The organism is Sciscionella sediminilitoris (assembly GCF_000737195.2).
GTDB classification, from domain to species: domain Bacteria; phylum Actinomycetota; class Actinomycetes; order Mycobacteriales; family Pseudonocardiaceae; genus Sciscionella; species Sciscionella sediminilitoris.
The window spans coordinates 1-25,799 of the sequence record NZ_JALM01000112.1; the positions used below are offsets into that span (position 1 = coordinate 1).

General features: G+C 68.7%; 23 protein-coding genes. 9 read left to right on the plus strand and 14 right to left on the minus strand.

Annotated elements, in window-relative coordinates; translation table 11 throughout:
* The 4 genes from AD72_RS31410 to AD72_RS31425 form a co-directional block, all read right to left on the minus strand.
* Positions 1–780: DUF222 domain-containing protein (locus tag AD72_RS31410; RefSeq protein WP_231645078.1), on the minus strand; the 780-nt coding region annotated here is incomplete at its 3' end.
* Positions 781–1,154: 374 nt separating this feature from the next.
* Positions 1,155–1,745: a DinB family protein gene (locus tag AD72_RS31415; protein ID WP_031470269.1), complete on the minus strand. Its 591-nt coding sequence runs from the start codon at positions 1,743–1,745 to the stop codon at positions 1,155–1,157.
* A gap of 40 nt (positions 1,746–1,785) precedes the next feature.
* Positions 1,786–2,214, minus strand: a complete 429-nt coding sequence (locus tag AD72_RS31420; RefSeq protein ID WP_031470270.1) for a protein-tyrosine phosphatase family protein — start codon at positions 2,212–2,214, stop codon at positions 1,786–1,788.
* Positions 2,215–2,297: 83 nt separating this feature from the next.
* Entirely contained in the window at positions 2,298–2,888 is a 591-nt protein-coding gene (locus tag AD72_RS31425) for a TetR/AcrR family transcriptional regulator (RefSeq protein WP_031470271.1), read from the minus strand.
* Positions 2,889–2,965: 77 nt separating this feature from the next.
* Between AD72_RS31425 and AD72_RS31430 the strand changes: the two genes are divergently transcribed.
* Positions 2,966–3,829 (plus strand): alpha/beta fold hydrolase, encoded by an 864-nt coding sequence (locus tag AD72_RS31430; protein WP_031470272.1) that lies wholly within the window; start codon positions 2,966–2,968, stop codon positions 3,827–3,829.
* On the opposite strand, the gene AD72_RS31435 is transcribed toward AD72_RS31430, so the two are convergent.
* From AD72_RS31435 to pdhA, 4 genes are read right to left on the minus strand one after another with little or no spacing between them, the layout of a single operon-like run.
* Positions 3,816–4,784, minus strand: a complete 969-nt coding sequence (locus tag AD72_RS31435; protein WP_031470273.1) for an NADPH:quinone oxidoreductase family protein — start codon at positions 4,782–4,784, stop codon at positions 3,816–3,818. The two genes, AD72_RS31430 and AD72_RS31435, sit on opposite strands and share 14 nt — an antisense overlap.
* Positions 4,785–4,839: 55 nt before the next feature.
* Positions 4,840–6,009 carry a dihydrolipoamide acetyltransferase family protein gene (locus tag AD72_RS31440; protein ID WP_031470274.1) on the minus strand — a complete coding sequence of 390 codons (1,170 nt, stop codon included), beginning with the start codon at positions 6,007–6,009 and terminating at the stop codon, positions 4,840–4,842.
* A complete protein-coding gene (locus AD72_RS31445) occupies positions 6,006–6,992 on the minus strand; it encodes an alpha-ketoacid dehydrogenase subunit beta (protein WP_031470275.1) in 987 nt (328 codons plus the stop codon). The genes AD72_RS31440 and AD72_RS31445 overlap by 4 nt, the downstream gene beginning before the upstream one ends.
* Entirely contained in the window at positions 6,989–8,053 is a 1,065-nt protein-coding gene (gene pdhA, locus AD72_RS31450; RefSeq protein ID WP_031470276.1) for a pyruvate dehydrogenase (acetyl-transferring) E1 component subunit alpha, read from the minus strand. Before pdhA ends, AD72_RS31445 begins: the two co-directional genes overlap by 4 nt.
* Positions 8,054–8,168: 115 nt before the next feature.
* Here pdhA and AD72_RS31455 point away from each other — a divergent pair, with 115 nt between their 5' ends.
* A complete protein-coding gene (locus AD72_RS31455; RefSeq protein ID WP_031470277.1) occupies positions 8,169–8,651 on the plus strand; it encodes an Lrp/AsnC family transcriptional regulator in 483 nt (160 codons plus the stop codon).
* Between the two features lie 7 nt (positions 8,652–8,658).
* Here the strand turns inward: AD72_RS31455 and AD72_RS31460 are convergent, their stop codons facing one another.
* Both AD72_RS31460 and AD72_RS31465 read right to left on the minus strand, forming a co-directional pair.
* Positions 8,659–10,716, minus strand: coding sequence for an MDR family MFS transporter (locus AD72_RS31460; RefSeq protein WP_031470278.1), 2,058 nt, complete (start codon positions 10,714–10,716; stop codon positions 8,659–8,661).
* Positions 10,717–10,799: 83 nt separating this feature from the next.
* Entirely contained in the window at positions 10,800–11,468 is a 669-nt protein-coding gene (locus tag AD72_RS31465; RefSeq protein ID WP_037348000.1) for a TetR/AcrR family transcriptional regulator, read from the minus strand.
* Positions 11,469–11,554: 86 nt separating this feature from the next.
* On the opposite strand from AD72_RS31465, the gene AD72_RS31470 reads away from it, so the two are divergent.
* Positions 11,555–13,357, plus strand: a complete 1,803-nt coding sequence (locus tag AD72_RS31470) for a hydroxysqualene dehydroxylase (RefSeq protein ID WP_051899224.1) — start codon at positions 11,555–11,557, stop codon at positions 13,355–13,357.
* A 69-nt stretch (positions 13,358–13,426) separates the two neighbouring features.
* On the opposite strand, the gene ilvA is transcribed toward AD72_RS31470, so the two are convergent.
* Positions 13,427–14,707 carry a threonine ammonia-lyase IlvA gene (gene ilvA, locus AD72_RS31475; RefSeq protein WP_082469261.1) on the minus strand — a complete coding sequence of 427 codons (1,281 nt, stop codon included), beginning with the start codon at positions 14,705–14,707 and terminating at the stop codon, positions 13,427–13,429.
* A gap of 136 nt (positions 14,708–14,843) precedes the next feature.
* Between ilvA and AD72_RS31480 the strand changes: the two genes are divergently transcribed.
* Together AD72_RS31480 and AD72_RS31485 are read left to right on the plus strand one after the other, a co-directional pair.
* Positions 14,844–15,491 (plus strand): TetR/AcrR family transcriptional regulator, encoded by a 648-nt coding sequence (locus tag AD72_RS31480; protein ID WP_031470282.1) that lies wholly within the window; start codon positions 14,844–14,846, stop codon positions 15,489–15,491.
* An 87-nt stretch (positions 15,492–15,578) separates the two neighbouring features.
* Positions 15,579–16,883 carry an aspartate aminotransferase family protein gene (locus AD72_RS31485; protein ID WP_031470283.1) on the plus strand — a complete coding sequence of 435 codons (1,305 nt, stop codon included), beginning with the start codon at positions 15,579–15,581 and terminating at the stop codon, positions 16,881–16,883.
* A gap of 1 nt (position 16,884) precedes the next feature.
* Here AD72_RS31485 and AD72_RS31490 read toward each other — a convergent pair whose 3' ends face one another.
* The 3 genes from AD72_RS31490 to AD72_RS31500 all read right to left on the minus strand — a co-directional run bounded on the left by AD72_RS31490 (position 16,885) and on the right by AD72_RS31500 (position 20,622).
* Positions 16,885–17,622, minus strand: a complete 738-nt coding sequence (locus tag AD72_RS31490) for a S1 family peptidase (protein ID WP_031470284.1) — start codon at positions 17,620–17,622, stop codon at positions 16,885–16,887.
* 81 nt (positions 17,623–17,703) lie between these two features.
* Positions 17,704–19,980, minus strand: coding sequence for a S9 family peptidase (locus AD72_RS31495; protein WP_031470285.1), 2,277 nt, complete (start codon positions 19,978–19,980; stop codon positions 17,704–17,706).
* A 114-nt stretch (positions 19,981–20,094) separates the two neighbouring features.
* Positions 20,095–20,622 carry a DUF4232 domain-containing protein gene (locus AD72_RS31500; RefSeq protein WP_031470286.1) on the minus strand — a complete coding sequence of 176 codons (528 nt, stop codon included), beginning with the start codon at positions 20,620–20,622 and terminating at the stop codon, positions 20,095–20,097.
* 243 nt (positions 20,623–20,865) lie between these two features.
* Between AD72_RS31500 and AD72_RS31505 the strand changes: the two genes are divergently transcribed.
* The 4 genes from AD72_RS31505 to AD72_RS31520 all read left to right on the plus strand — a co-directional run.
* Positions 20,866–21,258, plus strand: a complete 393-nt coding sequence (locus tag AD72_RS31505; RefSeq protein ID WP_031470287.1) for a hypothetical protein — start codon at positions 20,866–20,868, stop codon at positions 21,256–21,258.
* Between the two features lie 281 nt (positions 21,259–21,539).
* A complete protein-coding gene (locus tag AD72_RS31510; RefSeq protein ID WP_031470288.1) occupies positions 21,540–22,796 on the plus strand; it encodes a bifunctional glycosyltransferase family 2/GtrA family protein in 1,257 nt (418 codons plus the stop codon).
* Positions 22,793–24,847 carry an ArnT family glycosyltransferase gene (locus AD72_RS31515; RefSeq protein WP_051899223.1) on the plus strand — a complete coding sequence of 685 codons (2,055 nt, stop codon included), beginning with the start codon at positions 22,793–22,795 and terminating at the stop codon, positions 24,845–24,847. Before AD72_RS31510 ends, AD72_RS31515 begins: the two co-directional genes overlap by 4 nt.
* Positions 24,848–24,855: 8 nt before the next feature.
* Positions 24,856–25,799, plus strand: a 944-nt coding sequence (locus AD72_RS31520; RefSeq protein WP_197285131.1) for an ArnT family glycosyltransferase, incomplete at its 3' end; no start/stop codon positions are given.

Genomic DNA, 25,799 nt, shown 5'->3' on the forward strand with positions numbered 1-25,799 from the left:
GATGGTGAACGGTTCGCCGCCTGATTCGGGAAGGTTTTCCGGGTTCGCGGCGAGTTGAATCACGTCGGCGAACGCGTCGGCGTCGCGTTCTGCTGGGGTGCGGGTGTCGGGTGTGCCGCCGTTGGCTTCGCTGCTGCGGGGTTTCCCGAGCGCATCGAGGACGCTGCGGAGTTTGAGTCCGGTTTCGTAGTCCAGGCGTCCGCGGATCTCCCACTGGTTTGCGTGTTGCCGGAGCCAGATTTCCCGATCCGGGCGGGCAGGCTCGCGATCGGTGGGTGCCTGCCCGTCCGGATCGAGCCGTGCCCGTAGTTCTCTGATCGGCCGGATGAGCCCACGCGGTCCGATCTCCCCGGCGATGTGGGCGAGGGCCTTTTCCGCGATCGGCCAGGAATCTCCGATCAGGACTTCCGCGGGGAGTTCAGCGGCAAACTGGCGGATCCGGTCCACGTGTTCGATACCGACCTCTCCGCGTGAATAGGCTTCGGCGGTGTGCGGCAGATCCGGGGAGAGTGGTTCCCCGCTGATCCCCAGCGCACCAAACAGTGCGCGAGCCCGCTCGGCCATCCGACGTGCCTCGGCACGGCCGATGCGCAACACATCCTGCGCCAAAGTCGCCGCCGAACCGCAATACCCGAACTCGACCGGCGCACCCTCCTTATCGAGTTCGGCAAGCTGATGCAGCAACTCTGCCTCGGCACGCCGCACCACAGCAGCCTGCTCGACAAACCGATCCAACCGCTCCCGGCTCGACAGTATCGTTCCGTTTTCCCCAGTGCTCATAACATCTATACTACCAGAAAATCTCTGCCGATGAACTGCTTCGCCGGAAATCGCTCGAGCGGATCAGCGTGTGCTCTTTTCGGGTAGGGGGCCTACATCGTTGGGGCAGTGGGGATCGGCATGTTGGTGAGCTGATCACCGACGACACCGGAGATGGGCATGCCACGCGCGGATTTCCAGATTCCGATGATGCCGAGTACGACCGGCACCGCCGATGATCGCTCCGACATTGTTGAGGATCGGCACGGGGCGGAAGGCGAGCGCGACGATTCCGAAAGCCCATGTGAGTCTGCCAAGTGTCTCGGAGAAGCTCGGATGCCGTTACAGCCCTGGATTCGGCCAGGAAGCGTCGGCCGATCGGCGCCTTTTCCCTGTCACGCCAAGGGTTTCCGGTGTTGTTCGGCGGCCTCGGACACCTTGGCGTAGTAGTTCCGCCACCACTCGGCGCCCCCGAGGTCCTCGGCGTCGGTGCCGCCTTTCCCGTCGATCAGTTCCCGGACGATGTCGATGTGGCCCGCGTGGTGCGCGGTTTCGTCGACCATCCGCACGAGCAGTGAGCCGAGTGTGGTGTCCCTTCGCTCCTCGGGCCACCAGGGCACCCGAGCGGGTGCGTCGAGGCCGAGCCGGGCGATGGATTCGTCGGAGTGCCGCCACACGCTCCGGTAGAGCTCGCGCAGTTCGGCCGAGGATTCGGTGGCCTGCGCCCACATGTCCGCGCCGTCCCAGATGGACTCGTCGTCCACCCAGGGCAGGGTGATAGTTCCGGGACGCCCCACGCAGGCGCCGAGGTAGCCGAATTCGACGGTGGCGAGGTGCTTGACGAGGCCGAGCAGGTTCGTCGCGCTCGGGGTCAACGGGCGGCGGATGTCGTACTCGGAAAGGCCGTCCAGCTTGGCGAGCACGTGTTCGCGGGACTGTTGCAGGTAGCGGTGCAGATCGGCGGCAATGCCGGTGAGTTCGTTCATGCCCGCAAGCGTAGAGCCGGGCACCGACAGTTTCCGGGGTTCAGCGGAATCGGCGGATGAACCGGCGCTGCCACGGAGTTTCCACGGCCCGCGGGGAGTAGCGTTCCCGGATGTAGTCGACCGCCTCCGTAGCGGGAACCCCGTCGAGCACGGCGAGGCAGGCGAGCGCGGTTCCGGTGCGCCCGATACCGCCACCGCAGGCCAGTTCCACCCGTTCGGTCTCCGCGCGGTCGAGCGCTTCGACCAGGGCGGCACGTGCGGCGGGCCGGTCGGCGGGCAAGCGGAAATCCGGCCAGCGTACCCATCGGGATTCCCACTCGACCGCGGGCGGGGTGCGGCCGAGCAGATAGAGCGCGAAGGTGGGCCGCTGTCCTTCGGGCAGTCCGTTGCGCAGGCCGCGACCGCGAAGGAGCCGCCCGGAAGGCAGCCGGAGAAGGCCGGGTGTCGCGGGATCCCACGGTGTGTTCACCGGGCACAGCTTAGGGATCAGCGCACGACCGGGTGCCGCTTTTCGCGAGCGGTGAACACGGCGCGACGAACAGGGAGGACGGGTCAGGCCGATCGCTCGATCGCGGTGCGGGTGAGGGCGACCATGGAGCGCCCGGCCGCATGGATCGGCTCCGGATCCCGTGCGGCACGGCTCAGCAGGAACGCGCCCTCCAGGAGCATGATCATCGACTGGGCGAGTTCGCGGGCCGTGGCCGGATCGTCGACCCAGCGGGCGAACCACCGGATGCCCACTTCGACCCAGTCCGCGAACACCTCGGCGGTGGCGATGCGCAGTCTCTCGTTGGTGCTCGCCACCTCGAGTGCCATGGTGGCGATCGGGCAGGCGTCCGCGTAATCGGTGGCCGCGAGGGTGGCCGCGGCCGCGTCGAAGGCTTCGCCCAGTGCCTCGAGGGGGTCCGTGGCCTCCTCGATCAGGCTCAGTACCAGACGCATGTACTCCGGGCCGGTCGTGCGGATCGTGTCCTCGGCGAGCTGTTCCTTGCCACCGGGGAAGAAGTGATAGATCGAGCCGAACGGAGCCCCGGACTCCGCAGCGATCGATTTCAGTCCCGTTCCCGGGAAACCGTTGCGGCGGAACAACATCGCTGCTGCCTCGCGAATCCTGGTCCGGGTGTCCGGCTGCGCTGTGCCCATCTGGTGCTCCTCTCGCCTTCCGGATCCGCGGTGCTGCTGCTAGCCTACATTAGAACGATCTATCAAGAGGAGATGTCATGCCTCGAATCGAACTTTCGGCGGGACCGGTCGACTACCTCGACACCGGGGGTGACGGGCCCGTTCTGGTGCTGACCCACGGGCTGCCGATGAACGAGACGCAGTGGCGCAAGGTCGTGCCGCTGCTGCGCGGCTACCGCTGTGTGCTCCCGACGCTCCCGCTCGGCGGGCACCGCACCCCGATGCATGCCGATGCCGACCTGACCCAGCAGGGGCTCGCCCGCCTGCTCGCGGAGTTCCTGGAACGCCTCGACCTGCGGGACGTGACCGTGGTGATGAACGACTGGGGCGGCCCGCAGTTCCTGGTCGCCGAGGGGCGCACCGAACGAGTGGCCAGGCTGGTGTTCGTGGCCTGCGAGGCGTTCGACAATTTCCCGCCCGGTTCGGCCAAGGGACTCGCCCGGCTGCTGCGTATCCCCGGCGGCCCGAGGCTCGCCGTGTGGCTGTTCGGCAGGAAGTGGTTCCGGCAGAGTCGCCAGGCCTACGGTGCCCTGAGCCTGCACGGGGTGCCCGACGAGGTCATGCGGGACTGGTTCGAACCGCTGAGCAGGGACGCGAACGTGCTGCGGGACTTCGTCAAGTTCGCCACCTCCGCGCCGAAACGGGCCCGGCTGCTGGAACTGAGCGAACGGCTGCGGGAGTTCGACCGGCCGGTACTGGTGGTGTGGGCGGACAAGGACAAGTTGATGCCCCGGGCGCACGGGCGCAGGCTAGCCGATCTGTTCCCCGACTCCCGGCTGGTCGAGATCGCCAGCTCGGGCACCCTCATCCCGGAAGACCAGCCGGAGCGGCTCACCGAGGTGCTCACCGGCTTCCTCGCCGAGACCGGTGCGGTCCCAGCCGACGGTGTCAGCGGACGGTGAGCACGAGCTTGCCGGTCGCGGTGCGGTTCTCCAGGGCGGCGAGCGCCTCGGCTGCGTGCTCGAGGGGAAGGCACACCGGTTCCGGTGCGCTCAGTGCGCCGGAGGCGAGCAGCGGTTCCAGTTCGGCCCACTGTTCGGCCAGATAACCGGGATTGCCGAGTACCCATTCGCCCCAGCCGACGCCGATCACGGCCGCGTTCTTCAACAGCAGGCGGTTGACCTTGACGGTGGGAATCTCTCCGCCGGTGAAGCCGAGTACCAGTACCCGGCCCGCACGGGACAGCGACCGCACGCTGTCGGTGAACCGGTCCCCGCCGACCGGATCCACCACGATGTCCACGCCGCGCCCGCCGGTCAGTTCCTTGACCTGGTCGAGCCAGCCCTCGGTGAGCACGGTGTCCGTGGCCCCGGCGGCCCGGGCCACGGCGGCCTTCTCCTCGGTGCTCACCACGGCGATGGTGCGGCCCGCGCCCAGTGCCCCGGCGAGCCGGAGGGTGGATGTGCCGATCCCGCCCGCGGCGCCGTGCACCAGCACGGTCTCACCCTCGGTGATCCGGCCCCGCTCGCGCAGCGCGAAGTGCACGGTGAGGTCGTTGAACGGCAGCCCGGCCGCGGCCCGCAGGGATACGTTGTCCGGCAACCGGAACACCGTCTGCGGGGGCAGCACCGCGACCTCGGCCATCGCGTTGCCGAGCATGCTCAGCCCGGTGACCCGGTCGCCTTTGGCGAACCCGCTGTCCGCGGGGGCCGAGCGCACCACCCCGGCGAGCTCGGCACCGAGCACGAACGGCGGATCCGGCTTCATCTGGTAGAGCCCGCGGGTCAGCAGCACATCCGGGAAGGCGACTCCGGCCGCGTACACCTCGATGACCACGCCGTTCGGTTCTGGCTCGGGGATCTCGTCCAGCCGGACCGAACCGGGCCCGTCCAGTTCGACGACTCGTACCGCGCGCATCACCGCATCACACCCGTTCATGATCGACAACGGGATCAGTCTAACGGCGATCCGGCTACAGACTGGCCAGCGCGGCCACGGGGGATTCCACGGCGTCGGCGATGAACCGGAGGAATCCGGCCGCGGTCTCCCCATCGCAGACCCGGTGGTCGAACACCAGGGACAGCTGGGTGATCCGGCGCGCGGTCACTTCGCCGTCCACGATCCACGGGCGGTCCAGGATGCGCCCGATCCCGAGAATGGCGGCCTCGGGGTGGTTGATGATGGCCGCGCTGCCGTCCACGCCGAACCGGCCGTAGTTGTTGATGGTGAACGAGCCCGTGCCGTGCACCGATCCGGCCCGGGCCGCCGCGACGACCTCCCGGATGGCGGTGTCCAGCTCGCGCGCGTTGCGGGTGTGTGCCGCGGTGACGGCGGGGACGAGCAGTCCGTGCTCGGTCTGGGTGGCGATCCCGAGGTTGACCCCGTCGAGGTGCACGATCTCGCCCGCCCGCTCGTCGACGCGGGAGTTGAGGGCGGGATAGCGGGCGAGCCCGGCGACGGTGAACCGGGCGAGGAAGGCCAGCAGCCCCGGCCCGCCCAGCTCGGCGCGCAGGGCGAGCAGCGCGGTGGCGTCCACGTCCACCCAGACGGTTGCCTCGGGGATTTCCTCGCGGCTGCGGGAAAGTGCCTCGGCGATCGCTTTCCTGGTGCCGGTCAGCGGGATCCGCTCGCGGACCCCGAGGCCGGTGCGCGCATCGGCCGTCGCGCTCTCCCGCGGTCCGATCGCGGCCTCGACATCGGCGCGGGTGATCAGCCCATCGGCGCCCGTGCCACGGATCCGGTCCAGCGGGACCCCGGCCTCCCTGGCGAGCTTGCGTACCACCGGCGAGACCACGGCCGGGCGGCGGCGCCCACGGTGGCCGGGTTCGGGTTTCGCGGTGGTGCCGTACCCGATGAGCACATTCCCCGAACCGCCGCCGGATTCCTCGCCACCGGATTCCTCGCCATCGGCCACCGAGATCAGCGGCTCACCGACCTTGAGCACCGCGCCCTCGGTCCCGTGCAGCGTCTCGATCACCCCGCCGTAGGGGGAGGGCACCTCGACCGCGGCCTTCGCGGTCTCGACCTCGGCGACCGGGGCGTCCACGCCGATTCGTTCGCCCGGTTCGACCAGCCAGCGGATCAGCTGGGCCTCGGTCAGTCCTTCGCCGAGATCGGGAAGGAGGAAGGTCTGGGAACTCATGCGTACTCCCATTGCAGTTCGTCCACGGCATCGAGGATGCGGTCGATGGAGGGCAGGTGATGGCGTTCGAGTTTCGGCGGCGGGTACGGAATGTCGAAACCGGTGACCCGGCGCACCGGGGCCTCGAGGTGGTGGAAGCAGCGCTCGCCGATGAGGGCGGCCAGTTCCGCGGCCACCGAGGCGAAGCCGGGTGTCTCGGCGATCACCACCGCGCGCCCGGTCGCCCGCACCGCTTCGGTGACCGTGTGCTCGTCCAGTGGCACGAGGGACCGCAGATCGAGCACGCCGAGCTCGCGTCCCTCGGCCGCGGCCTGTTCGGCGGCGGCGAGCGCGACCGGGACCGAAGGCCCGTAGGCGATCAGCGTGGCGTCGCGACCGGCACGCCGCAGCTCCGCGGTGCCGATCGGCGCGACCGGTGCCCGGATGTCGGTCTCCTCGCTGGCGAAATAGCGCTTCTTGGGTTCCAGGAAGATCACCGGGTCCGGGTACTCGATGGCCGCGCGCAGCAGGCCGTAGGCGTCCGCGCTGGTGGCCGGGGCGAGCACGGTCAGTCCCGGAGTGTGCGCGTAGTAGGACTCGGAGGAATCGCAGTGGTGCTCGACCCCGCCGATCCCGCCCGCGTAGGGCACCCGGACCACCACGGGAAGGCGCAGTGCCCCGCGGGTGCGATTGCGCATCTTCGCGAGGTGGCTGGTGATCTGCTCGAACGCCGGGTAGGCGAAGGCGTCGAACTGCATCTCCACCACGGGGCGCATGCCGTTCATGGCGAGCCCGATCGCCATGCCGAGAATCCCGGATTCGGCAAGCGGGGTGTCGAAACACCGTGCCGCGCCGAAGGAGTCGGCCAGGCCCTCGGTCACCCGGAACACCCCGCCGAGCGGCCCGACGTCCTCACCGAACACCAGCACCGAGTCGTCGGCGCGCATCGCGTCCCGCAGCGCGGTGTTGATCGCCGCGGCCATCGTCAGCTTCTCGGCGCTCATCGGACACCAGCCCCCGCATGCAGTTCGGTGTCCAGCAGGGCCGCCTGGGTGGCCAGCCGTTGGGTCGCGGTGCCGTACACCTCGGTGAACAGGGCACCCGGTTCCGGTGGGGTCAGCGCGGAAACTCCTTGGCGCACATGGGAAGCCAGCTCCTCGGCGGCCTCCTCGAGTTCGGCTTCCCGCGCCGGGCCGAGCAGCCCGGTACCACGCAGGTACGCGCGCAGGCGGGGGAGCGGATCGCGTTCGGTCCACTCCGCCACCTCCCGCTCACTGCGATAGCGGCCCGCGTCGTCGGCATTGGTGTGCGCTTCGAGGCGGTAGGTGTCCGCCTCGACGAGAGTGGGCCCGTTGCCGCTCGCCGCACGGGCCACCGCCTCGTCGAGGACCGCGGTGACCGCGGCCGGATCGTTGCCGTCCACGAGGACCGCGGGCATGCCGTAGCCGATTCCCTTGTCCGCCAAGGATTCCGCAGCGGTCTGCCGGGAGAGCGGAACCGAGATCGCGTACTTGTTGTTCTGTACCAGGAAAACCACCGGCGAGGTGAACACGGCTGCGAAGTTCAGCGCCTCGTGGAAATCCCCCTCACTGGTCGCTCCGTCCCCGCACAGCGCGAGCACCACGGTGTCCTCACCGCGCAGCCGGGCGGCGTGGCCGACCCCGACCGCGTGCGGCAGCTGGGTCGCCAGTGGGGTGGCCTGCGGGGCGACCCGGTGGGCGAGCGGGTCGTAACCGCAGTGCCAGTCCCCGGTGAGCAGGGTGAGCGCCTCGACCGGCGGAACCCCGCGCTGCACCACGGCCACGGTGTCCCGGTAGGTGGGGAACAGCCAGTCACCCTCGCGCAGCGCCTCGGCCGCACCGATCTGACAGGCCTCCTGGCCGCGCGAGGACGGATACACCGCGAGCTTTCCCTGCCGTACCAGGCTGTTCGCCTGTTCGTTGAACCTGCGGCCGAGCACCAGGCCGCGGTACTGCTCGAGCAGGCGCTCCGGTTCGGGAAAGGCGTGGCGCTCGTGGTCGAGCACGGTGCCATCGGTATCGAGCAGCCGCACGATCTCGGTCATGCACACCTCCGGGCAAGACGGAACGGCGCAATTGTGTGTCGATCCTCGAATGACCGGCTAGAATCTGGCCTCATCACGATACGAATTGCCGAACCACGTGCTCATGAGGAGTCATATGTCCAGTGAGGAACCCATCGAGGCACGGGTCGCTGGACGAATGGCGCCCGCGCTGGACGAGATCGACGAGCACATCCTGCGCGAGCTGAGCCAGGACGGGCGGCTCTCGGTCCGAGTGCTCGCCGAGCGGATCAACATCTCCCGGGCTGCGGCCTACAACCGGATCGAGCGGCTGAAGAAGAGCGGGGTGCTCACCGGATTCACCGCGACGGTGGATCCCGCCCGCTGCGGCCTGTCCACCTCGGCCTATGTGACGCTGACCGTGCGGCAGAACAGCTGGCGCGATCTCACCGAGCATCTGCGCCGGTTACCGGAGGTCAAGCACATGGCGCTGGTCGGCGGGGAGTTCGACGTGGTGCTCCTGGTGCGCACCACATCCAATGAGCACTTGCGCCATCTGGTGCTCGACAAGCTCCAGGAGATCCCCGGGGTGCTCGGCACCACGACCCTGCTGATCTTCGACGATCTCGCGAACGCCTGAGCCGCCCTCAGACCAGCGCGTGTTTCCCGTAGGGGCGCTCGTCGGTGGCCTGGTCGAGGATCCGGTTGGCCACCCTGCCGAGCGCTTCGTAGAGCTCCTCCCGGCCCTCGATGCCCCAGCCCTCGGTTCCCCAGTCGTGCAACCGATCGGTGAGCCATTCCTGCCAGGTGTGCAGCAGTTTCCGCAGTTCCACCAGCCCCGGTTCGGTGACCGTCCACACCGGACCGATCGCGTGCAGGTAGCCGGCCTCCTCCAGCTTGGTGAAGGCGGGCTCGAAAACCTCGGGCGGGATCCCGAAGTCGGCACCGATCACGGCGAGCGAGGTCGGCTTCTCCCGGCGTTCCCGCAGCCGCACCTGGGCGAGGCACCAGAGCCCGCCCTGATCGAGCACGCAACCCGAGCGCTCGGTGATCGTGGTGGCGATCTCCTTGCCCTCCTTGGCGAGCAGCCGCCCGACCGCGCGTTCCAGGTCCTGCTCGCGATCGCTCGGTTCGGGCATCGCGAAGCCGTCGCCGAGGTCGGGCGCACCGGCGCGCGCCGTATCGCGCAACGGGACCTGTTTGAGGAACAGCGCGAGCAACAGGGCGAGCAGCCCGGCAGGGGCGGCGTAGAGGAAGACCGTGTGCAGCGAGTCGCTGTAGGCCTGGATGTACGGCGCGGCAACGGATTCCGGTAACCGGTGCAGCGCGGTGGGCACCTGGACCGCGTGCGGATCGAGCCCGCGGGGCAGCGGATGCGCACTGCTCGCGCGGGCCATGTTGGGGGCCAGCTGGTTGGCGTAGATGGTGCCGAACACCGCCGCCCCGAACGAGGAACCCATCGAACGCAGGAAGGTGACCCCGGAGGTGGCCACGCCCAGATCGCGGTATTCGGCGGTGTTCTGCACGACGATGACGAGCACCTGCATGCTCAGCCCGATCCCGAGGCCGAGCACCACGAGATAGGCCGACATCTCCCAGAACCCGCTCGCCGGGGTCATCGTGGACAGCAGATACAGGCCGAGGGTCAGCCCGATCCCGCCGAGGATGGGGAAACTCTTGTAGTGCCCGGTCTTGCCGACCAGGTTGCCCGCGATCACCCCGGCGACGAGCAGCGCGAGCACCATGGGAAGCATCCGCACCCCGGAATCGGTCGCCGAGATGCCGTGCACGTACTGCAGATAGGTCGGCAGATAGGACAGTGCGCCGAGCATCGCGAAACCGACGACGAAACTGAGCGCGCTCGCCACGGTGAACACCGGATTGCGGAACAACCGCAGCGGCAGCGTCGGTTCCTTCGCCCGGCGTTCGGCGAACACGAACAGCACGAGCAGCAGCACCGAACCGGCCGCCATGCCGATGATCACCGGGGAATCCCAGTCGTACTGGGTGCCGCCCCAACTGGTGACCAGGGTCAGCCCGGTCGCGGCGAGCCCGATGAGCAGGATGCCCAGATAATCGATCGCCGCCTTGACCTTGGTGGTGACACTGGGCATCGCGCTCGCGGTCACGATCAGCACGAGCACCGCGACCGGCACGTTCACGTAGAACGCCCACCGCCAGGACAGCTGGTCCACGAACACCCCGCCGAGCATCGGCCCGAGCACGGTGACCACACCGAACACCGAGCCGAGCACGCCCTGGTACTTGCCGCGTTCGCGCAGCGGCACCACATCGGCGACCAGTGCGGTCGCGGTGACCATCAGCCCACCGGCGCCGAGGCCCTGTATCGCGCGCGCCGCGATCAGCCACACCATGCTGTCGGCGAAGCCGCAGAAGAACGAGCCGCCGGTGAACACGATCACCGCGAGCTGGAACATCAGCTTGCGCCCGAACAGATCGCCGAGCTTGCCCACGATCGCGGTCATGATCGTCTCGGCGAGCAGATACGAGGTGATCACCCAGGACAGGTGCCCGCCGCCACCGAGGTCGCCGACGATGGTGGGCAGGGCGGTGCCCACGATGGTCTGGTCCAGCGCCGCGAGCAGCATGCCCAGTGCGACGGCCGCGAACACAGCGTTGATCCGGTTGCGGCTCAGCCCGGGAGCCGCGGCCTGTTCTGCGGTGGCGTCCACGCTCGCGGTCATCCGTTCCCCTCGGCCTGCGGGCGGCCGCTGCGAGCCGCCGTGACTGGCTGGCTACTGTACGCGATTCGCCATAGGGGTGCGAGTCACCCGGCCGCGCCGGCGTCCACCCGGTCCAGCATCGCCTGGGCGAGTGTCGTGCAGTGCTCGATGAGCTCCTCGATGGGCAGATCCAGCTGGTCGTCCTGCTTCTCCACGAGCACCCGCTCCAGCATGCCGACCACGGCGTGGGCGAACAGCTCGATGGGGATGGGCGAGTGGTTCCCGGATCTGGTCGCGCGTGCGGTGTCGGCGACGAGCTGGGCGAAGCGGCGCAGCGAATCGCGCATGTGCGCCTCGGCCTCGGGACCCGCGCAGGCCGGTTCGGCGAACACGATCCGCAGGGTGCGCCGGTCCGCGTCGAGGGCGCGCAGGAAGGTCGCGATGCCCGCGCGCAGCTGTTGTTCGCGCCCCGCGGGTGCGGCGGCGACCTGTTCGGCGACGGCGGCGAACAGGTCCCCGATGATCGTGTCGAACACGGTGAGGAACAGTTCCCTCGTGCCGCGGAAGGACTCGTAGAAGTAGCGGTCGGTCAGCCCGGCCGCGCGGCAGATGTCCTTCACCCCGGTGGCCAGATAGCCGCTTTTGCCGAACAGTTCGGTGCCCGCGCCGATGATCCGGGCGCGCCGGGCGGCGACCCGTTCGCTCGCCCCGACTCCGCCATAGGGGCGCACCGGGCGCCGGGATGTGCCGCTCACCGTGGCTCCCTCGCTCATCGGGGTCAGGTTCGTTGCCACCGTACGGGATTTCTGTGAAGATGACGATCGCGATAGTCAGATTCGACCACGATGAGGTGATCGTGATGACCGAGCAGCACCGGGACGCGGAACTGAGCAGGCGCACACTCCTGCGCGGGGCCGCCGCGGCAGGGATCGCCGGTATGGCGGGAACGGCCGTGAATTCCGCGACCGCATCGGCCGCCACCGGCGCCGGGCGCCGGGTCGCGGTGCTCGGTTCCGGGATCGGCGGGCTGACCGCGGCACAGGAACTGGCCGAGCGCGGATTCTCGGTCACCGTGTACGAACGCAAGGCACTCGGCGGGAAATCCCGGACCATCCCGGTTCCCGGCAGCGCCAGTGGGGGACGGCTACCGCTTCCCGGGGAACACGGTGCGCGCGGGTTCACCTCGTTCTACCAGCACATTCACGATTCGATGCGGCGGATTCCGGTATCGGGCAAGCAGAACGGGGTCTACGACAACCTGATTCCGTTCTCCTTCGGGGATGTGCGCTATGCCAGGGCGAACGGGCGCGCCGACGGGAATCCGCTGCTGTTCGGCTTCTACTTCGATCCGCGCGAGGTACTCACCCCGGAAGGGCTCCGGAGCATCCTCATCGAGGGAATCCTCAAACAGCACGAGGTTTCGCTGCCGGACGCCGAATACCTCGTGGAACGCTTCCTCGTGTTCTTCACCAGCAGCGAGCAGCGCCGCTTCGGCCAGTGGGAGAACACCAGCTGGTGGGATTTCGTCGGTGCGCGCAGCCGCTCGGCGGAGTACCAGAACCTGGCCGCGACCGGGCTGACCCGGGCACTGGTCGCGGCGAAGGAACGCGTGGCGAGTACCCGCACGATCGGGAACATGGCCGAACAGTTCCTGCTCGCGGTGCTGCGCGAGGTCGGTGGCGGGCCGAAGGTCTACGAGGTGCTCAACGGGCCGACCAACGAGGCGTGGCTGGATCCGTGGGTGGCGCACCTGCGCGGGCTGGGTGTGCGGTTCCGGGTCGGGGACACCGTCGAAGGGCTCACCTTCGAGGGCGGACGGATCACCGGCGCCCGGGCCAGGAGCGCGAACGGCACGCACACCATCGAAGCCGACTGGTTCGTCTGCGCCGTCCCCACCGACCGGGCGCGGGGGCTGTGGTCCCCGCAGATCCGCGGCGCCGCACCCGGGCTGGCGAACATGGACCGGCTGACCATGGACTGGATGAACGGCATCCAGTTCTTCGTGGACAAGGACACCCCGCTGGGCAACGGGTTCAACATCTACCTCGACGCGCCGTGGCGGCTCACCTCGTACACCCAGGATTCCTTCTGGCGCACCGATTACCGGCACAAGTACGGGGACGGCTCGAGCGTGAACGGGCTGACGATCGACATCGCGGACTGGGACACCCCGGGAATCCTGTTCGGCAAACCCGCGAAACGGTGCAGCCGCGAGCAGATCTACCACGAGGTGTGGGCGCAGCTGCAGGCCGCGCTCAACGACAGGGGAGCGGAACAGCTGCCCGGTGGCATCGTGCGCGCCTGGCAGCTCGATCCCGCGATCAGCTGGTCGGCCGCGGCCGGGCAGAACACCAATGACGAGCGGCTACTGGTCAACGGCATCGGTTCGTGGCGCAACCGGCCGAGCGCGGACACCGGTATTCCCAACCTTTTCCTCGCCGCCGACTATGTGCGCACCGATTTCGACCTGGCCACCATGGAGGGCGCCAATGAGGCCGCACGGCACGCGGTCAATGCCCTGCTCGAGGAGGCGGGATCGGCCGCGGAGCGGGTTCCGGTGTTCACCCGCTATCAGCCACCGGAGTTCGACGGGCTGAAGAAGATCGACGCGCAGCGCCACCGTGCGGGGCAGCCGAACCTGTTCGACCATCCGCGCCCGTGAACCATCCGGCCCAGCGCGGAAACCCCAGTGCGGAAACCCCAGCGCGGGAAGACCCGGCGGCGGGAACCCTCAGAGCAGGAACCGGAACAGTCCGGATTCCGGGTCCACCCGCTGGATGCGCATCGGGCTCTCGTCCATCCTGGACTGCAGCGCGGGCAGGTCCTCGCGGCTGCCGAGCTCGATGCCGACCAGTGCGGGGCCGGTCTCGCGGTTGTTGCGCTTGATGTACTCGAACAGCGTGATGTCGTCGTCCGGCCCGAGCACCCGGTCCACGAACAACCGCAGCATGCCCGGCTCCTGCGGGAACTCCACGAGGAAGTAGTGCTTGAGCCCTTCGTGCACGAGTGAGCGCTCGAGGATCTCGCTGTACCGGCTGACGTCGTTGTTCCCGCCGGAGAGCACGCACACCGTGACCGCTCCCGGTTCGGCGGGCACCAGGGTGGCCGCGGTGCTGGCCAGTGCTCCCGCGGGCTCGGCGATGATGCCGTCGGTCTGGTAGAGGTCGAGCATCTCCACACAGACCGCACCCGCCTCGACCCGGGTGATCCCGGCGCCAGTGTCCCGCACGATCGGGAAGGTGTGCGCGCCGACCGTGCGCACCGCGGCCCCGTCGACGAACGGATCCACGGTCTCCAGTGTGACCGGTGCCCCGGCCTCCAGCGCGGCGGTCATGCTCGCGGCCCCGGCCGGTTCCACACCGAGCAGGCCGACCCCGGGGTGGCGTTCGGTGAGCCAGGCCGACATTCCGGCGAGCAGCCCGCCACCGCCGACCGGGACCAGGATCCGGTCCGGCGCCCGGCCGAGCTGTTCGAGGATCTCCCCGGCGACGGTGCCCTGGCCGGCGATGGTGCGCGGATCGTCGAAGGCCGGCACCACGGTGGCGCCGGTCTTCTCGGCGTGGGCGAACGCGGCGGACTGGGCGTCGTCATAGGCATCGCCGTGCACGATCACCTCGATCCACTTCCCGCCGATGGCCGCGATCCGCACCCGCTTCTGCCTCGGGGTGGTGCGCGGTACGTACACCCGGCCGTGGATGCCGAGGCTGGCGCAGGCGAAAGCGACACCCTGGGCGTGGTTCCCGGCGCTCGCGCACACCACGCCCGCCGCCGCGGCATCCGGGTCGAGCTGGGCGATCAGGTTGTAGGCGCCGCGGATCTTGTAGGACCGCACCGACTGCAGATCCTCGCGCTTGAGCCAGACCTCACCGCCGGTGGCCGCGGAGAGCCGCTCATTGCGGATCAACGGGGTGTGCGAGAGCACCCCGTCGAGGCGTTCACGTGCCCGCTCCACCTCGGCGGCCCCGACCGTTGTCGTACCGGTCTGCGAAGTTCCTGCTGAGGGCGCCATCATGCTCATTTCCGCGAAGCTGTGGGACAACCGCGAGGTTAGCACCGGCGGGCGCGCGGCTCGCCGACAGGTGTGATCATTGATAAGGAAGGTGATAGCTTCTAACCGGATCGCGGGCTCGACCAGGGAAGGGGCGCCGATGACCGAGGCGCAGGGGCGGAGCCCGCGGGATCGCTACCGGGCTCAGGTGCGCGCGGAGATCAAGCAGCACGCCTGGGAACAGATCGCCACGCAGGGGGTGCCCGCGCTCTCGCTGAACGCGATCGCCAAACAGCTGGGCATGAGCGGACCCGCGCTGTACCGGTACTTCGCCAATCGCGACGAGTTGATCACCGCGCTCATCCGGGACGCCTACCGTAGCTTCGCCGACGCCGTGCGCGCCGCTCACGAGGCGGGTGCCGACCTCGCGGGCCTGGCGCACGCGATCCGGGACTGGGCCCGCGCCGATCCGCAGCGGTACTTCCTCATCTACGGCACCCCCGTGCCCGGGTACCACGCGCCCGAGGACATCACCGCGATCGCGGACGAGGTCATGGTGGTGCTGCTGGAGGCATCCGAGGCGCCGATGGCGGGGAAACCGGCGACACCGTTCGACGCCGAGTTCGCGAACCGCCGCACCCGCGCGGATGGTTCCCCGGTACCGGGCGCGGTCCTGCGGCACGCGATGTCCTTCTGGACCCGCCTGCACGGCGTGCTCTCGCTCGAACTCGCCGGCCACTTCACCGGGATGGAGTTCGATCCGGACCGGCTGCTGGACGCGGAGCTGCACGAGCTCGGCACGTCCTGATCGCCACCAGGTCCGGGCGCCGTCACCCGGGCCCGGCGTTTAGGCTCGCCGGGTCGGTTTCCCCGAACGGCGGGACGGGAGTACGGAGTGGACGAACAGGAATTCTGGCGGGACGCCGCGAACCATCTTGTCCGGTATGGCGGCGGTTTCACCCCGCGCATCATCGAACGGGCGGCGGGTTCGTATGTCTACGCCGCCGATGGGACCGCGATCCTGGACTTCACTTCCGGGCAGATGAGCGCCCTGCTCGGGCACTCGCATCCGGATGTGGTCCGGACGGTCGCCGAGAGCGCGGCGAACCTGGACCATCTGTACTCCGGAATGCTGAGCAGGCCGGTTGTCGAGCTGGCGCGGCGGCTCGCCGGGACACTGCCCGCCTCGCTGAGCCGGATGTTGTTGCTCAGCACCGGGGCCGAGGCGAACGAGGCGGCCATCAAGATGGCGAAGCTGTACACCGGCAACTACGAGGTCGTCGCCTTCGACCGGTCGTGGCACGGCATGACCTCCGGCGCGGCCGGTGCCACGTTCTCGGCAGGACGGCGCGGTTACGGTCCGGCGGCGCCGGGAAACCTGACGCTGCCGACGCCCAATGCCTATCGTTCCCCGTTCCGCGCCGCGGACGGCTCCTATGACTGGGAGGCCGAGCTCGAATACGGGTTCGGGCTCATCGATCAGCAGTCCTCGGGCAATCTGGCGGCCTGTCTCGTGGAACCGATCCTGTCCTCCGGCGGCATCATCGAACTGCCCGAGGGATACCTCGCCCGGCTGCGCGAGTACTGCGCCGAGCGCGGGATGCTGCTGATCCTCGACGAGGCACAGACCGGTCTGGGGCGCACCGGAACCAGGTACGCGTTCGAGCGCGATGGTGTGGTCCCGGATCTGCTCACCCTGTCCAAGACGCTCGGTGCCGGGTTGCCCGTCGCTGCGGTAATGACCTCCGAACGGATCGAGCAGACCTGTCACGAGCGGGGATTCCTGTTCTTCACCACGCATGTCTCGGATCCGCTGCCTGCCTCGGTCGCGCTGACCGTGCTGACCGTGCTGGAGCGCGACGGTCTGGTGAGCCGGGCTCAGATGCTCGGGAAGCAGCTGACGGAGCGACTGCTCGAGCTCCGGGACCGCTACGAGGTGGTCGGCGATGTGCGCGGCCGTGGCCTGTTGCAGGGCATCGAACTGGTGACGGACAAGGCGAGCAGGGCACCGGCCGACCGGCTCGGCCAGCAGGTGACCGCCGCCTGCCTGGAACGCGGCTTGCACATGAACATCGTGCAATTGCCCGGTATGGGCGGGATTTTCCGGATCGCCCCGCCGCTGACGGTCGAGGAGAGCGAGCTGCACACCGGCCTCGATCTGCTCGAGTCCGCACTGCGCGCGGTACTCGGCATGCCCTGAGTCAGTTCCGGATCGTGTCCCGGATCCAGTTCAGCTGCCGGGACACATCGCCGGTTCCGGCCATGCTGGCGCGATCCGAACTGTTGAACACCCCGATGAGGGTGTCGGCCTGTCCGGGACTCGTGGACATCACCGGTCCGCCGGAATCACCGCCCGCCGGTACACCGGAGACGGACACCGAACAGAAATCCGGTCCGTTCGGGATCGCGAAACCCTTGCAGCGCTTGTCCGTTGCGGGCAGGACGCGTAGTTCGGACTGCCGGAGCACATCGGACTGGCAGCTGTTCTCGTCCCCGGTGCAGGTCGCGCCCCAGCCCAGCTGCCGCACCTGCTGGCCCGGTTTCACCGGTCCGGAGGAGGGCAGTTTCGCGGGAGTGACCGGCATCGGGGGCACCTTGATCAGCATCATGTCCGCGACATCCGAGCCACGACGGCTGTTCTGCACCGGGTGCACGGGTTTCCCGGTGCGCTGGTCCAGGCTGCCGACCCGGAACTCGATGCGCGAATCGGCGATCGGCTCGGCGTGCTCGAAGAAGCAGTGGGATGCGCTGATGATCCATTCCTTGCTGATGGCGGTTCCGGTGCATTCCGGTTTGCCGTCCACCAGCATGCGCACCGCCCAGGGGCCGTGGGTGCTCACCGATCCGCCGATGACCGCGGCCGCCGGGGCGGTGGCGGCGAGGGCACCCAGCACCGGAATCGACAACAGTAGCGCGAAGGCTCGAAGACGCCTCGACATGATTCTGGATCCCCTCTCGTCCGGTCACCTGACAATGAGGACGTCCACCCCGGCCGTGGGGTTGCTCCGCAGGCCGGGAAATCAGCCACCCAGCAGCTCGCCGAGCCGTTCGGGATCGAGCGGGATATCGGCGATGCGGTAGTCCGGCGGGGTGGCGCCCATCAGGTGCCGGACGAAGTAGTCCCAGCGGCGCCGCATCCAGTAGGCCGCGTGTACCAGCATGCTGTGATCGGCGTTCGGGACGATGAGCAGGTCGAAGTCCTTGTTCGCGGCCATCAGCGCGTCCGCGAGGCGCATCGTCAGGTGCGGGGTGACGTTGTCGTCCATCTCGCCGTGTATCAGCAGCAGTTTCCCCTCGAGGTTTCCGGCGAGAGAGACATTGGCGTGCGCTTCGAAGTCGAACTCGTCCGCCGGTCCGTAGTATTTCTCGCCCCACATGGCGTGATAGATCCGGTCGTCGTGATCACCCGCTGAGGACACCGCGACCCGATAGAAGCCCGGTTCCTGCAGGATCGCCCTTGCCGAGGCGTAGCCGCCACCGGAATGGCCGAAGATACCGACCCGGTCCAGGTCCAGCCACGGCCGGGTTTCCGCGAGCTGCCTGATGGCCGCGACGTGGTCGTCGATGTACTGGCCATCCCCGGCAAGCCGGGCGTGATCCTGAAAAGCTTTGTGCCGCAACGGAGTACCCCGGCCGTCGATCGCGACGACGGCGAACCCGAGCGCGGCGAAGACCGTTCCGGACTGGGCCACGGTCGTGACCCCGCCGGAGAGCGGGAAGCGAAGCGGGGCGCTGCTCGCCTGCGGGCCAGGGTAGATCTCGTCGAGGACCGGGTACTTCTCGTCCGGGTCGAAGCCGAAAGGCTTGTACAGCGCGCAATAGATATCGGTGACCCCGTCGGCCGCCTTCACCACCACACGTTCGGCGGGGGTGAAACCGGCGGCATAGAGCGCCGAGGCGTCCGCCGTTTCGAGCTCCAGGACCACCGCCCCGCTGGCGTCGCGGAGCACCGAGACGGCGGGGGTGTCGAATCGGGACATGACATCCACGAAGAACCGGCCCGAGCTGCTGGGGTGCGTGTCGTGGTCGAGGCCGTCGGCGGTGAGCGCGGTGATCTCGCCGCCGTCGAGCGAGACCGAGTACAGCTCCTGCAGGTACACATCGGTTCCCGGCTCCCGCCCGGAGGCGGTGAACACCACCTGGCGGCGCTGCTCGTCCACGCCGACGATCGCGCGCACCAGCCAGTCACCGGAGGTGACCGCGCCGACCGTGCCGTCGGTCCGGTACAGATAGAGGTGCCCCCAACCGCTGCGTTCGGACCACCACAGCACCTCCCCGGAGGCGAGCACGTGCACGGTGCGGCCGAGGAAGTCGGGACCGTACTGGACGGTGGTGTCGCTGGATTCCTCGAGCAACTCGGTGACCGCACCGGTTTCCGGCTCGCACTCGTACAACCGGGCCGTTCGCTCGGTGCGATCCCCGGCCAGCCAACGGATTCTCGTCCCCGCCTCGTTCCACCAGATGTGGCCGCGCAGAATCGTGGACAGGAACGGCATCGGGAACGGTTCGCAGTCCGCTCGCGTCACGGCACCGGTGTCCGCCTCGAACACGAAGTACTCCGCCATGCTGACCGAGGCATCGCCGGGCATCGCGTAGCGGTAGCTCATCGGTTTCGGCCGCCCGCCGTCGAACGGGGCGGAACGCACGAGATGCATCAGGTCCAGCGCGCGCTGGTCGAGCCGGTGCGTGACGAACCGTTTCGAGTCCGGGGACCACGCGATCAACGGCGGCATGCGGAATCCGAGATTCTCCTGCATCACCAGGAAACCGCCGGCCTCCGGCATGCTCGCGTAGGTGTACGCCTGCGCGCCGTCGGTGGTGAGCAACCGTTCGGCATCGGTCGCGGTGTCCCGGATGCAGAGATCGTAGCCGCGGAATCCCACTGCCCAGCGGCCGTCGGGGGACAGGGATTCCCCGCTGTGCGCCGGACCGTGCACGGTGGCCGTGTAGGTGTCCAGCGATACCTCGATGCGCTGTTCCCCGAGCACGAACCGCACCGCGTTGTCGTGGAATTCGAGCGCGGAGAACGGCAGCGCCACCGGATCGACCGGTTCACCGGTGAGTTCGCCGAGCGCTTCGGCGAGCCGGGCATGATCGAACGCGGGCCGCCGCTGTCCCGCTGCCGCGTCCACGAAGACGAATTCGCTGCCCTCGGGCGTCTTGTTCCGGTACCAGAAGGTCTCGGTGTGCCGGATCCAGTTCGGCCGCACCCGCGGTGTCCGGATCAGGTCGTTCAGCTTGTGCGGTAACAGCGCTTCGGCCCGTGCGTACCGCTCGGCCAGTTCGGGAGTGGTCATGCGCAGCGACGCTAGCGAGTGCGGTTCCTCCGGTAAACACCCCGGAACACGGCACCGGCCGGACCGGGCTCACCAGGGGCGAGCCGGTCCGGCCGGACGGGTACGGGTGATTCCTCAGGCACCCGCCTCGATCGGGCCCACCTGGGTGCCCTTGTCCACCTCCATACCGCCCTGGGCCGCGCCGGTGCCCGGGATCACGCCGCCGGGGGCGCCGAGGGTGAAGCTGACCCCGTCGACGGGCGCGCCGCCGGGTGTGTCGGGGGTGCTGATGTCGAAATGCACCGGATTGCCCGGACCGAAGGTCACCGGGGTCCGCTGGTCGCCGTAGGTGGTGGCGCTGACCCCCGCGGGACCGGCGCCCTGGGAGAAGATCAGGTCCTGCGGCGAACCCTGCAGCGTGCAGGGTGCGTAGCCGGGGGCGGCGGTCAGCGTGACCCGGTAGTGCCGCTGGCCGGCGCTGGGGTGGTCGGTCTTGATGTTCGCCTGGTAGTTCGCCGGACGGCAGGAGGAGGGCGCGGGTGTGCCGGCGTGCCCGGGGGCGGTCGCTGCCACCGCGTCGGCGGCGAACGGGCTCAGCACCGCGGCGGCGGTCAGGCTGGTGGCGGCGATCGCGCGGCGGGCGAAGGCGGTGGTGCTGGTCATGTCAACCCCTCACTTTCCATGCATCAGGTCTTGCCGGTTTCTCACATGGACAGATGCGTGGCCGCCCTCGATGGTGCGCCCGCGATGTCATGAACCACCCGGGAGCAACCTCGGGCCCTGCCGGGCGTCATCAGGGTTGTCACCGATTCGAGTGCTCGCCTCGCCCGCGCGGATCGGCGGTTCCGCACCGGTCACGGACAGCCTCTACGATCCGGGACAAACCGGAATCGAGGAGACGATCGTATGAAGGCAAGGATCCTGTGCTGCGCCGCCGTCACGGTGGCCGTTATCGGGACCGTTTCGGGTTGTTCCAATCCCACGGGGAAATCCTGGGCGATCAGCTATGAGGTCACCGCACCGAACGGTGGCACCCTTTCGGCGGTCAGCTATTCCGCCTCAGCCGATCGCTATCAGGACGAGGTTTCGGACCGCAAGGTGACCGGTCCGGTCGGGCTGCCGTGGAAAGAGCCGAACGCCATCGTCAGCGCCGGAAAGGATGCCAAGCTGACCGCCACTCCCACCGGGCAGGCGCTGCTGAGCTGCCGGATCCTGCTGGACGGCACGAAGGAACTCGCCAAGGCCACCGCGCCCGCTCCCGGCAAACCGGTGACCTGCCGGCACCGCACGGATTCCTGAGCAACGGCAGACAGCAGAAGAGCCCAACCGGTCGGATGGGCTCTCACGAACTCCTCAGCACCGCATAAGGCTTCCTTCATAGCGGAGACGGCATCGTGAAAACGGCCGGGGCGACGGTTTTCCAGGTCGTCGCCCCGCCGGCGAAGTTGTTCGTTTCGGCAATTGATGTTCTTTCGAGGGAGCGTGTGTGCCTTGTGCGGGAACCGATCACCGTGGCAGAACCGATCGTGCCGGGGGCGGGGGCGTTCGCTGTGAATGCGTCCGAGCAGGCGATTCCGCGAATGCGGGAATCCGAATGTGCGACCCCGTTGGCCACGGTCGGAATCACGATCCCGGTTTTCAACGAGGAACGGACATTACCCGGTTGTATCAAGGTTTTGCGGGAATTCCTCGATGAGCAGTTTCCGTTCGAGTGGTCGATCACGATCGTGGACAACGCGAGCACGGACGACACGCTGCGGGTCGCCACGGCGCTCGCGAGCGAGGTCGACGGCGTCACGGCGGTGCACCTGGACCGGAAGGGACGCGGGCTCGCGTTGCGCGAGGCCTGGTCGGCCAGCACCGCCGATGTGGTCGCCTACATGGATGTCGACCTGTCCACCGGTCTTGACGCGTTGCTCCCGCTGGTCGCGCCGCTGATCAATGGGCACTCCGATCTGTCGATCGGGTCCCGGCTCACACCTGGCTCGCGCACCATCCGCTGCGGCAAGCGGGAACTCATCTCCCGCTGTTACAACGGCCTCATCCGGCTCACCCACGGGGCGCGGTTCTCCGACGCGCAGTGCGGCTTCAAGGCGGCCCGCACCGAGGTGATCCGCCCGCTGCTGCCCTACATCCAGGACGAGTCCTGGTTCTTCGACACCGAGCTGCTGCTGCTCGCCGAGCACAACGGGCTGCGGGTGCACGAGGTCCCCGTCGACTGGGTCGAGGACATGGATTCCCGGGTGCACCTCGCCGGAACCGTCCGCGATGATCTGCGCGGGCTCGCGCGAGTGGCCCGCGCCAAGGCCTCCGGGCACGCCCGCGTCGCCGAGCTGCCACAGCGTCCGGAACCGCACGCCGCGCACCCGGACATCGTCACCCAGCGCCGCGGCAGCGGGCTCTCCTGGCAGCTCTGGTCCTTCGCGATCATCGGCGGGCTCTCCACGGTCACCACCCTGTTGTTGTACGCGCTGTTCCGGTTGTGGTGGCCGATTCCGCTGGCCACCTTCGGTTCGCTGATCATCTCCACCCTGCTGAACACCGAGGCCAACCGGCGGTTCACCTTCCTCGGCGCCTGCAGCCGGAACACCTCCACCGGGAGAGTGCATTTCCAGGGGCTCGCCGTGTTCGCGCTGTACTACCTGTTCACCACGGGCTCGCTGATTCTGCTGCATGCCGTCGATCCGCGCCCCTCGCGACCGGTGGAACTCGCCGTGCTGCTCGGTTCCTTCCTCCTCGGCACGGCCGGGCGATTCGTACTGCTGCGCGGCTGGGTGTTCCGGGATCGGGGAGAACACGGCGGGAGAGAAAACGGCAGGGGAGAAAGCCAGGCATGACGACCACGATGCGACCGCTCACGCAGTGGCCGGGCACCATCCGCGCCCGCTGGGGATGGCAGCAGCGGACTCTCGCGGGCATTCTCCTCGCCACCGCGGTCATGTACCTGTGGGAGCTCGGCGACGGGACCTTCGGTAACACCTACTATTCCGCCGCGGTGAAGTCGATGACCCAGAGCTTCACCAACTTCCTGTTCGGTTCCTTCGACGCGTATGGCACGGTCACCGTGGACAAACCGCCGATGGCGTTGTGGCCGCAGGCGATCTCGGTGCTGGTGTTCGGTTTCCACGGCTGGTCCCTGTTGCTGCCCCAGGCTCTGGCCGGGATCGCGACCGTTTTCCTGTTGCACCGCACGGTTCGCCGCTGGGCGGGGGAGAACGCGGCGCTCTGCGCTGCCGGGATCTTCCTGATCACCCCGATCAGCGCGGTGATCAACCGGTACAACAACCCGGACACGCTGCTGATCCTGCTGCTGGTGGCCGCGGTGTACGCGCTGACCCGCGCGATCGAGACCGAAACCGGCCGGACGCGCACGAAATGGCTGCTGTGGTGCGCCTTTTTCATCGGCTGCGGGTTCACCACCAAGATGATGCAGGCCTGGATCATCGTGCCCGGGGTGGCGCTGACCTACCTGCTGGCGGCGAACACCACGCTCAAACGCCGGATGCTCGACCTGCTCGCCGCAACCGGGGTGCTGCTGGTTTCCTCGTTCTGGTGGGTCGCGCTGCACGGTCTGTGGCCGGGAAAACGGCCCTATATGGGTGGCAGCGGCAACGGCAGCGCGCTGGATCTGATCTTCGGTTACAACGGGCTCGGCCGCATCTTCGGGATGAGCCCGGCGGGCATGGGCGGACCGCAGCCGCACGGCGGCGGTTCCGGTCCGCATGGTGGTGGTCCTGGCGGTCCCGGCGGTAAGGGAAATCATCTGATGATCTCCGGTGGGAACAGCGAGACCGGGCTCGGCCGGATGTTCTCCGCGGAGGTTGGTGGGCAGATCTCCTGGCTGCTCCCGTTGTGCCTGCTGGTGCTGCTGATGGTCGCCGTCGCCGGGGTGCGCAGGCTGCGCGCCCGGGAACAGGGGGACGCCATCGAGCGCGCCGGATGGTTCCTGTGGGGGAGCTGGCTGCTGGTCACCGCGCTGGTGTTCAGCTACGCGCAGGGCATCTGGCATTCCTACTACACCAGCATGCTGAGCCCGGCGATGGCCGCGGTCGCCGGATACGGACTGGTGAAACTGTGGCGGTACTACCGTTCGGATTCCGCGGCCTGGTTGCTGATGCCGCTGGCCACGGTGCTGACCGCGGTATGGGCGTTCCTCCTGGTCTCCCGGGACACCTCGTGGAACGGCTGGGTCGGTCCGGTACTGATCGCGCTCGCCGTGCTCGCGCTCGCCGGACTGTTCCTCGGCCGGATTTCCGCGTCCCACAAGCGGAAGATCGGCCGTTCGGGATTCGTGCTCGCCGTGGTCGCGCTGCTGTTCGCCCCTGCCGTGTGGTCGGTCGCCTCGGTGAACAACCACAGCGACCTGCCCTCGGCGGGACCACAGGACACCGCGGACATGCCGCCCGGTCTCGCCGGTGGGGCGAATGGCGCGCTCAGCGCGGAACAGCAACGGATCCTGGACTACGCGCACCGGCACAAGGGCGGCGCGGAGATCGCGCTCGCGGTGAATTCCGGCGCCACTCCCGGCGCGGACTTCATCATGAACTCCGCCGATCCGGTCATCGCGATGGGCGGGTTCGGCGGTGAGGACGATGCCCCGACCGTGGCCCAGCTGGCGCGCTGGGTGCGCGAGGGCAAGCTCGCCTATGTACTGGCCAGTGGCCGGAAAACACCCGGTGCCCATTCGCCCTACTCGATCGGCGGCGGGGACAGCCCGCAGGCGAAGAAACGGCAGGAGTGGATCCAGTCGCACTGCACGCCGGTGGATCCGCGCGCCTACGGCGGATCCGCGCACAACCACGAACGGAAACCGGCGGGCCCGCAACCGGGACCGGCCGGGATGTCCGATGTCCTCTACCACTGCGCCGCGGCGAGCGGTGCCAAATAGGAACGGGAATGACGACGAGGATGACGCGGCGCGTGCCGGTGACCGCACGATGGCAACTCTGGGCACTCGGCACGATCTGTGCGGCCACCGCGCTGCTGTACGGCTGGCGGATCGGCGCCGGGCAGGTGGGGAACTCGTACTACGCGGCAGCGGCGAAGTCCATGGCGCAGAGCTTCCCGAACTTCCTGTTCGGTTCCTTCGACCCGCAGGGCGTGGAAACCGTCGACAAACCGCCGATGGCCCTGTGGCCGCAGGCGTTCTCGGTCTGGTTGTTCGGTTTCCACGGCTGGTCGGTGCTGCTGCCCCAGGTGATCGAGGGCGTGGCCGCGGTTTTCCTGTTGCAGCGCACGGTCCGGCGCTGGGCAGGGGACAACGTCGCCCTGCTGGCCGCGGGCATCCTGGCGCTGACCCCGATCACCGTCGCGGTGAACCGGAGCAACGACACCGACACCCTGCTCGATCTGCTGCTCATCGCCGCGGTCTACGCGGTGACCCGGTCGATCGAGGCGGATCGCGGCGGTCCGCGCACCCGATGGTTGCTGTGCTGCGCGTTCCTGGTCGGCGCCGGGTTCGTGACGAAGATGTTGCAGGCCTGGATCATCGTGCCCGCCCTGGCCCTGGCGTATCTCGGTACGGCCACCGCGCCATGGCGGCGCCGGGTACTCGAGCTGGGCGCCGCGGGCGGGGTGCTGATCGTCTCCTCGTTCTGGTGGGTCGCGCTGCACGATCTCTGGCCGGGCAGGACTCCGTTCGTCAGTGGCAGCACCGACGGCACCGCCTGGGATCTGGTGTTCGGTTACAACGGGTTCGGCCGGATCCTCGGCCAGGCGGAGGGACCGGGCAACGGCGCGAAACCGGGCCCCGGCGGTGGCATGACCATGATGCAGGGCCAGGACGCCGGACTCGGCCGGTTGTTCAGCGCGGAGGTCGGCGGGCAGATCTCCTGGCTGCT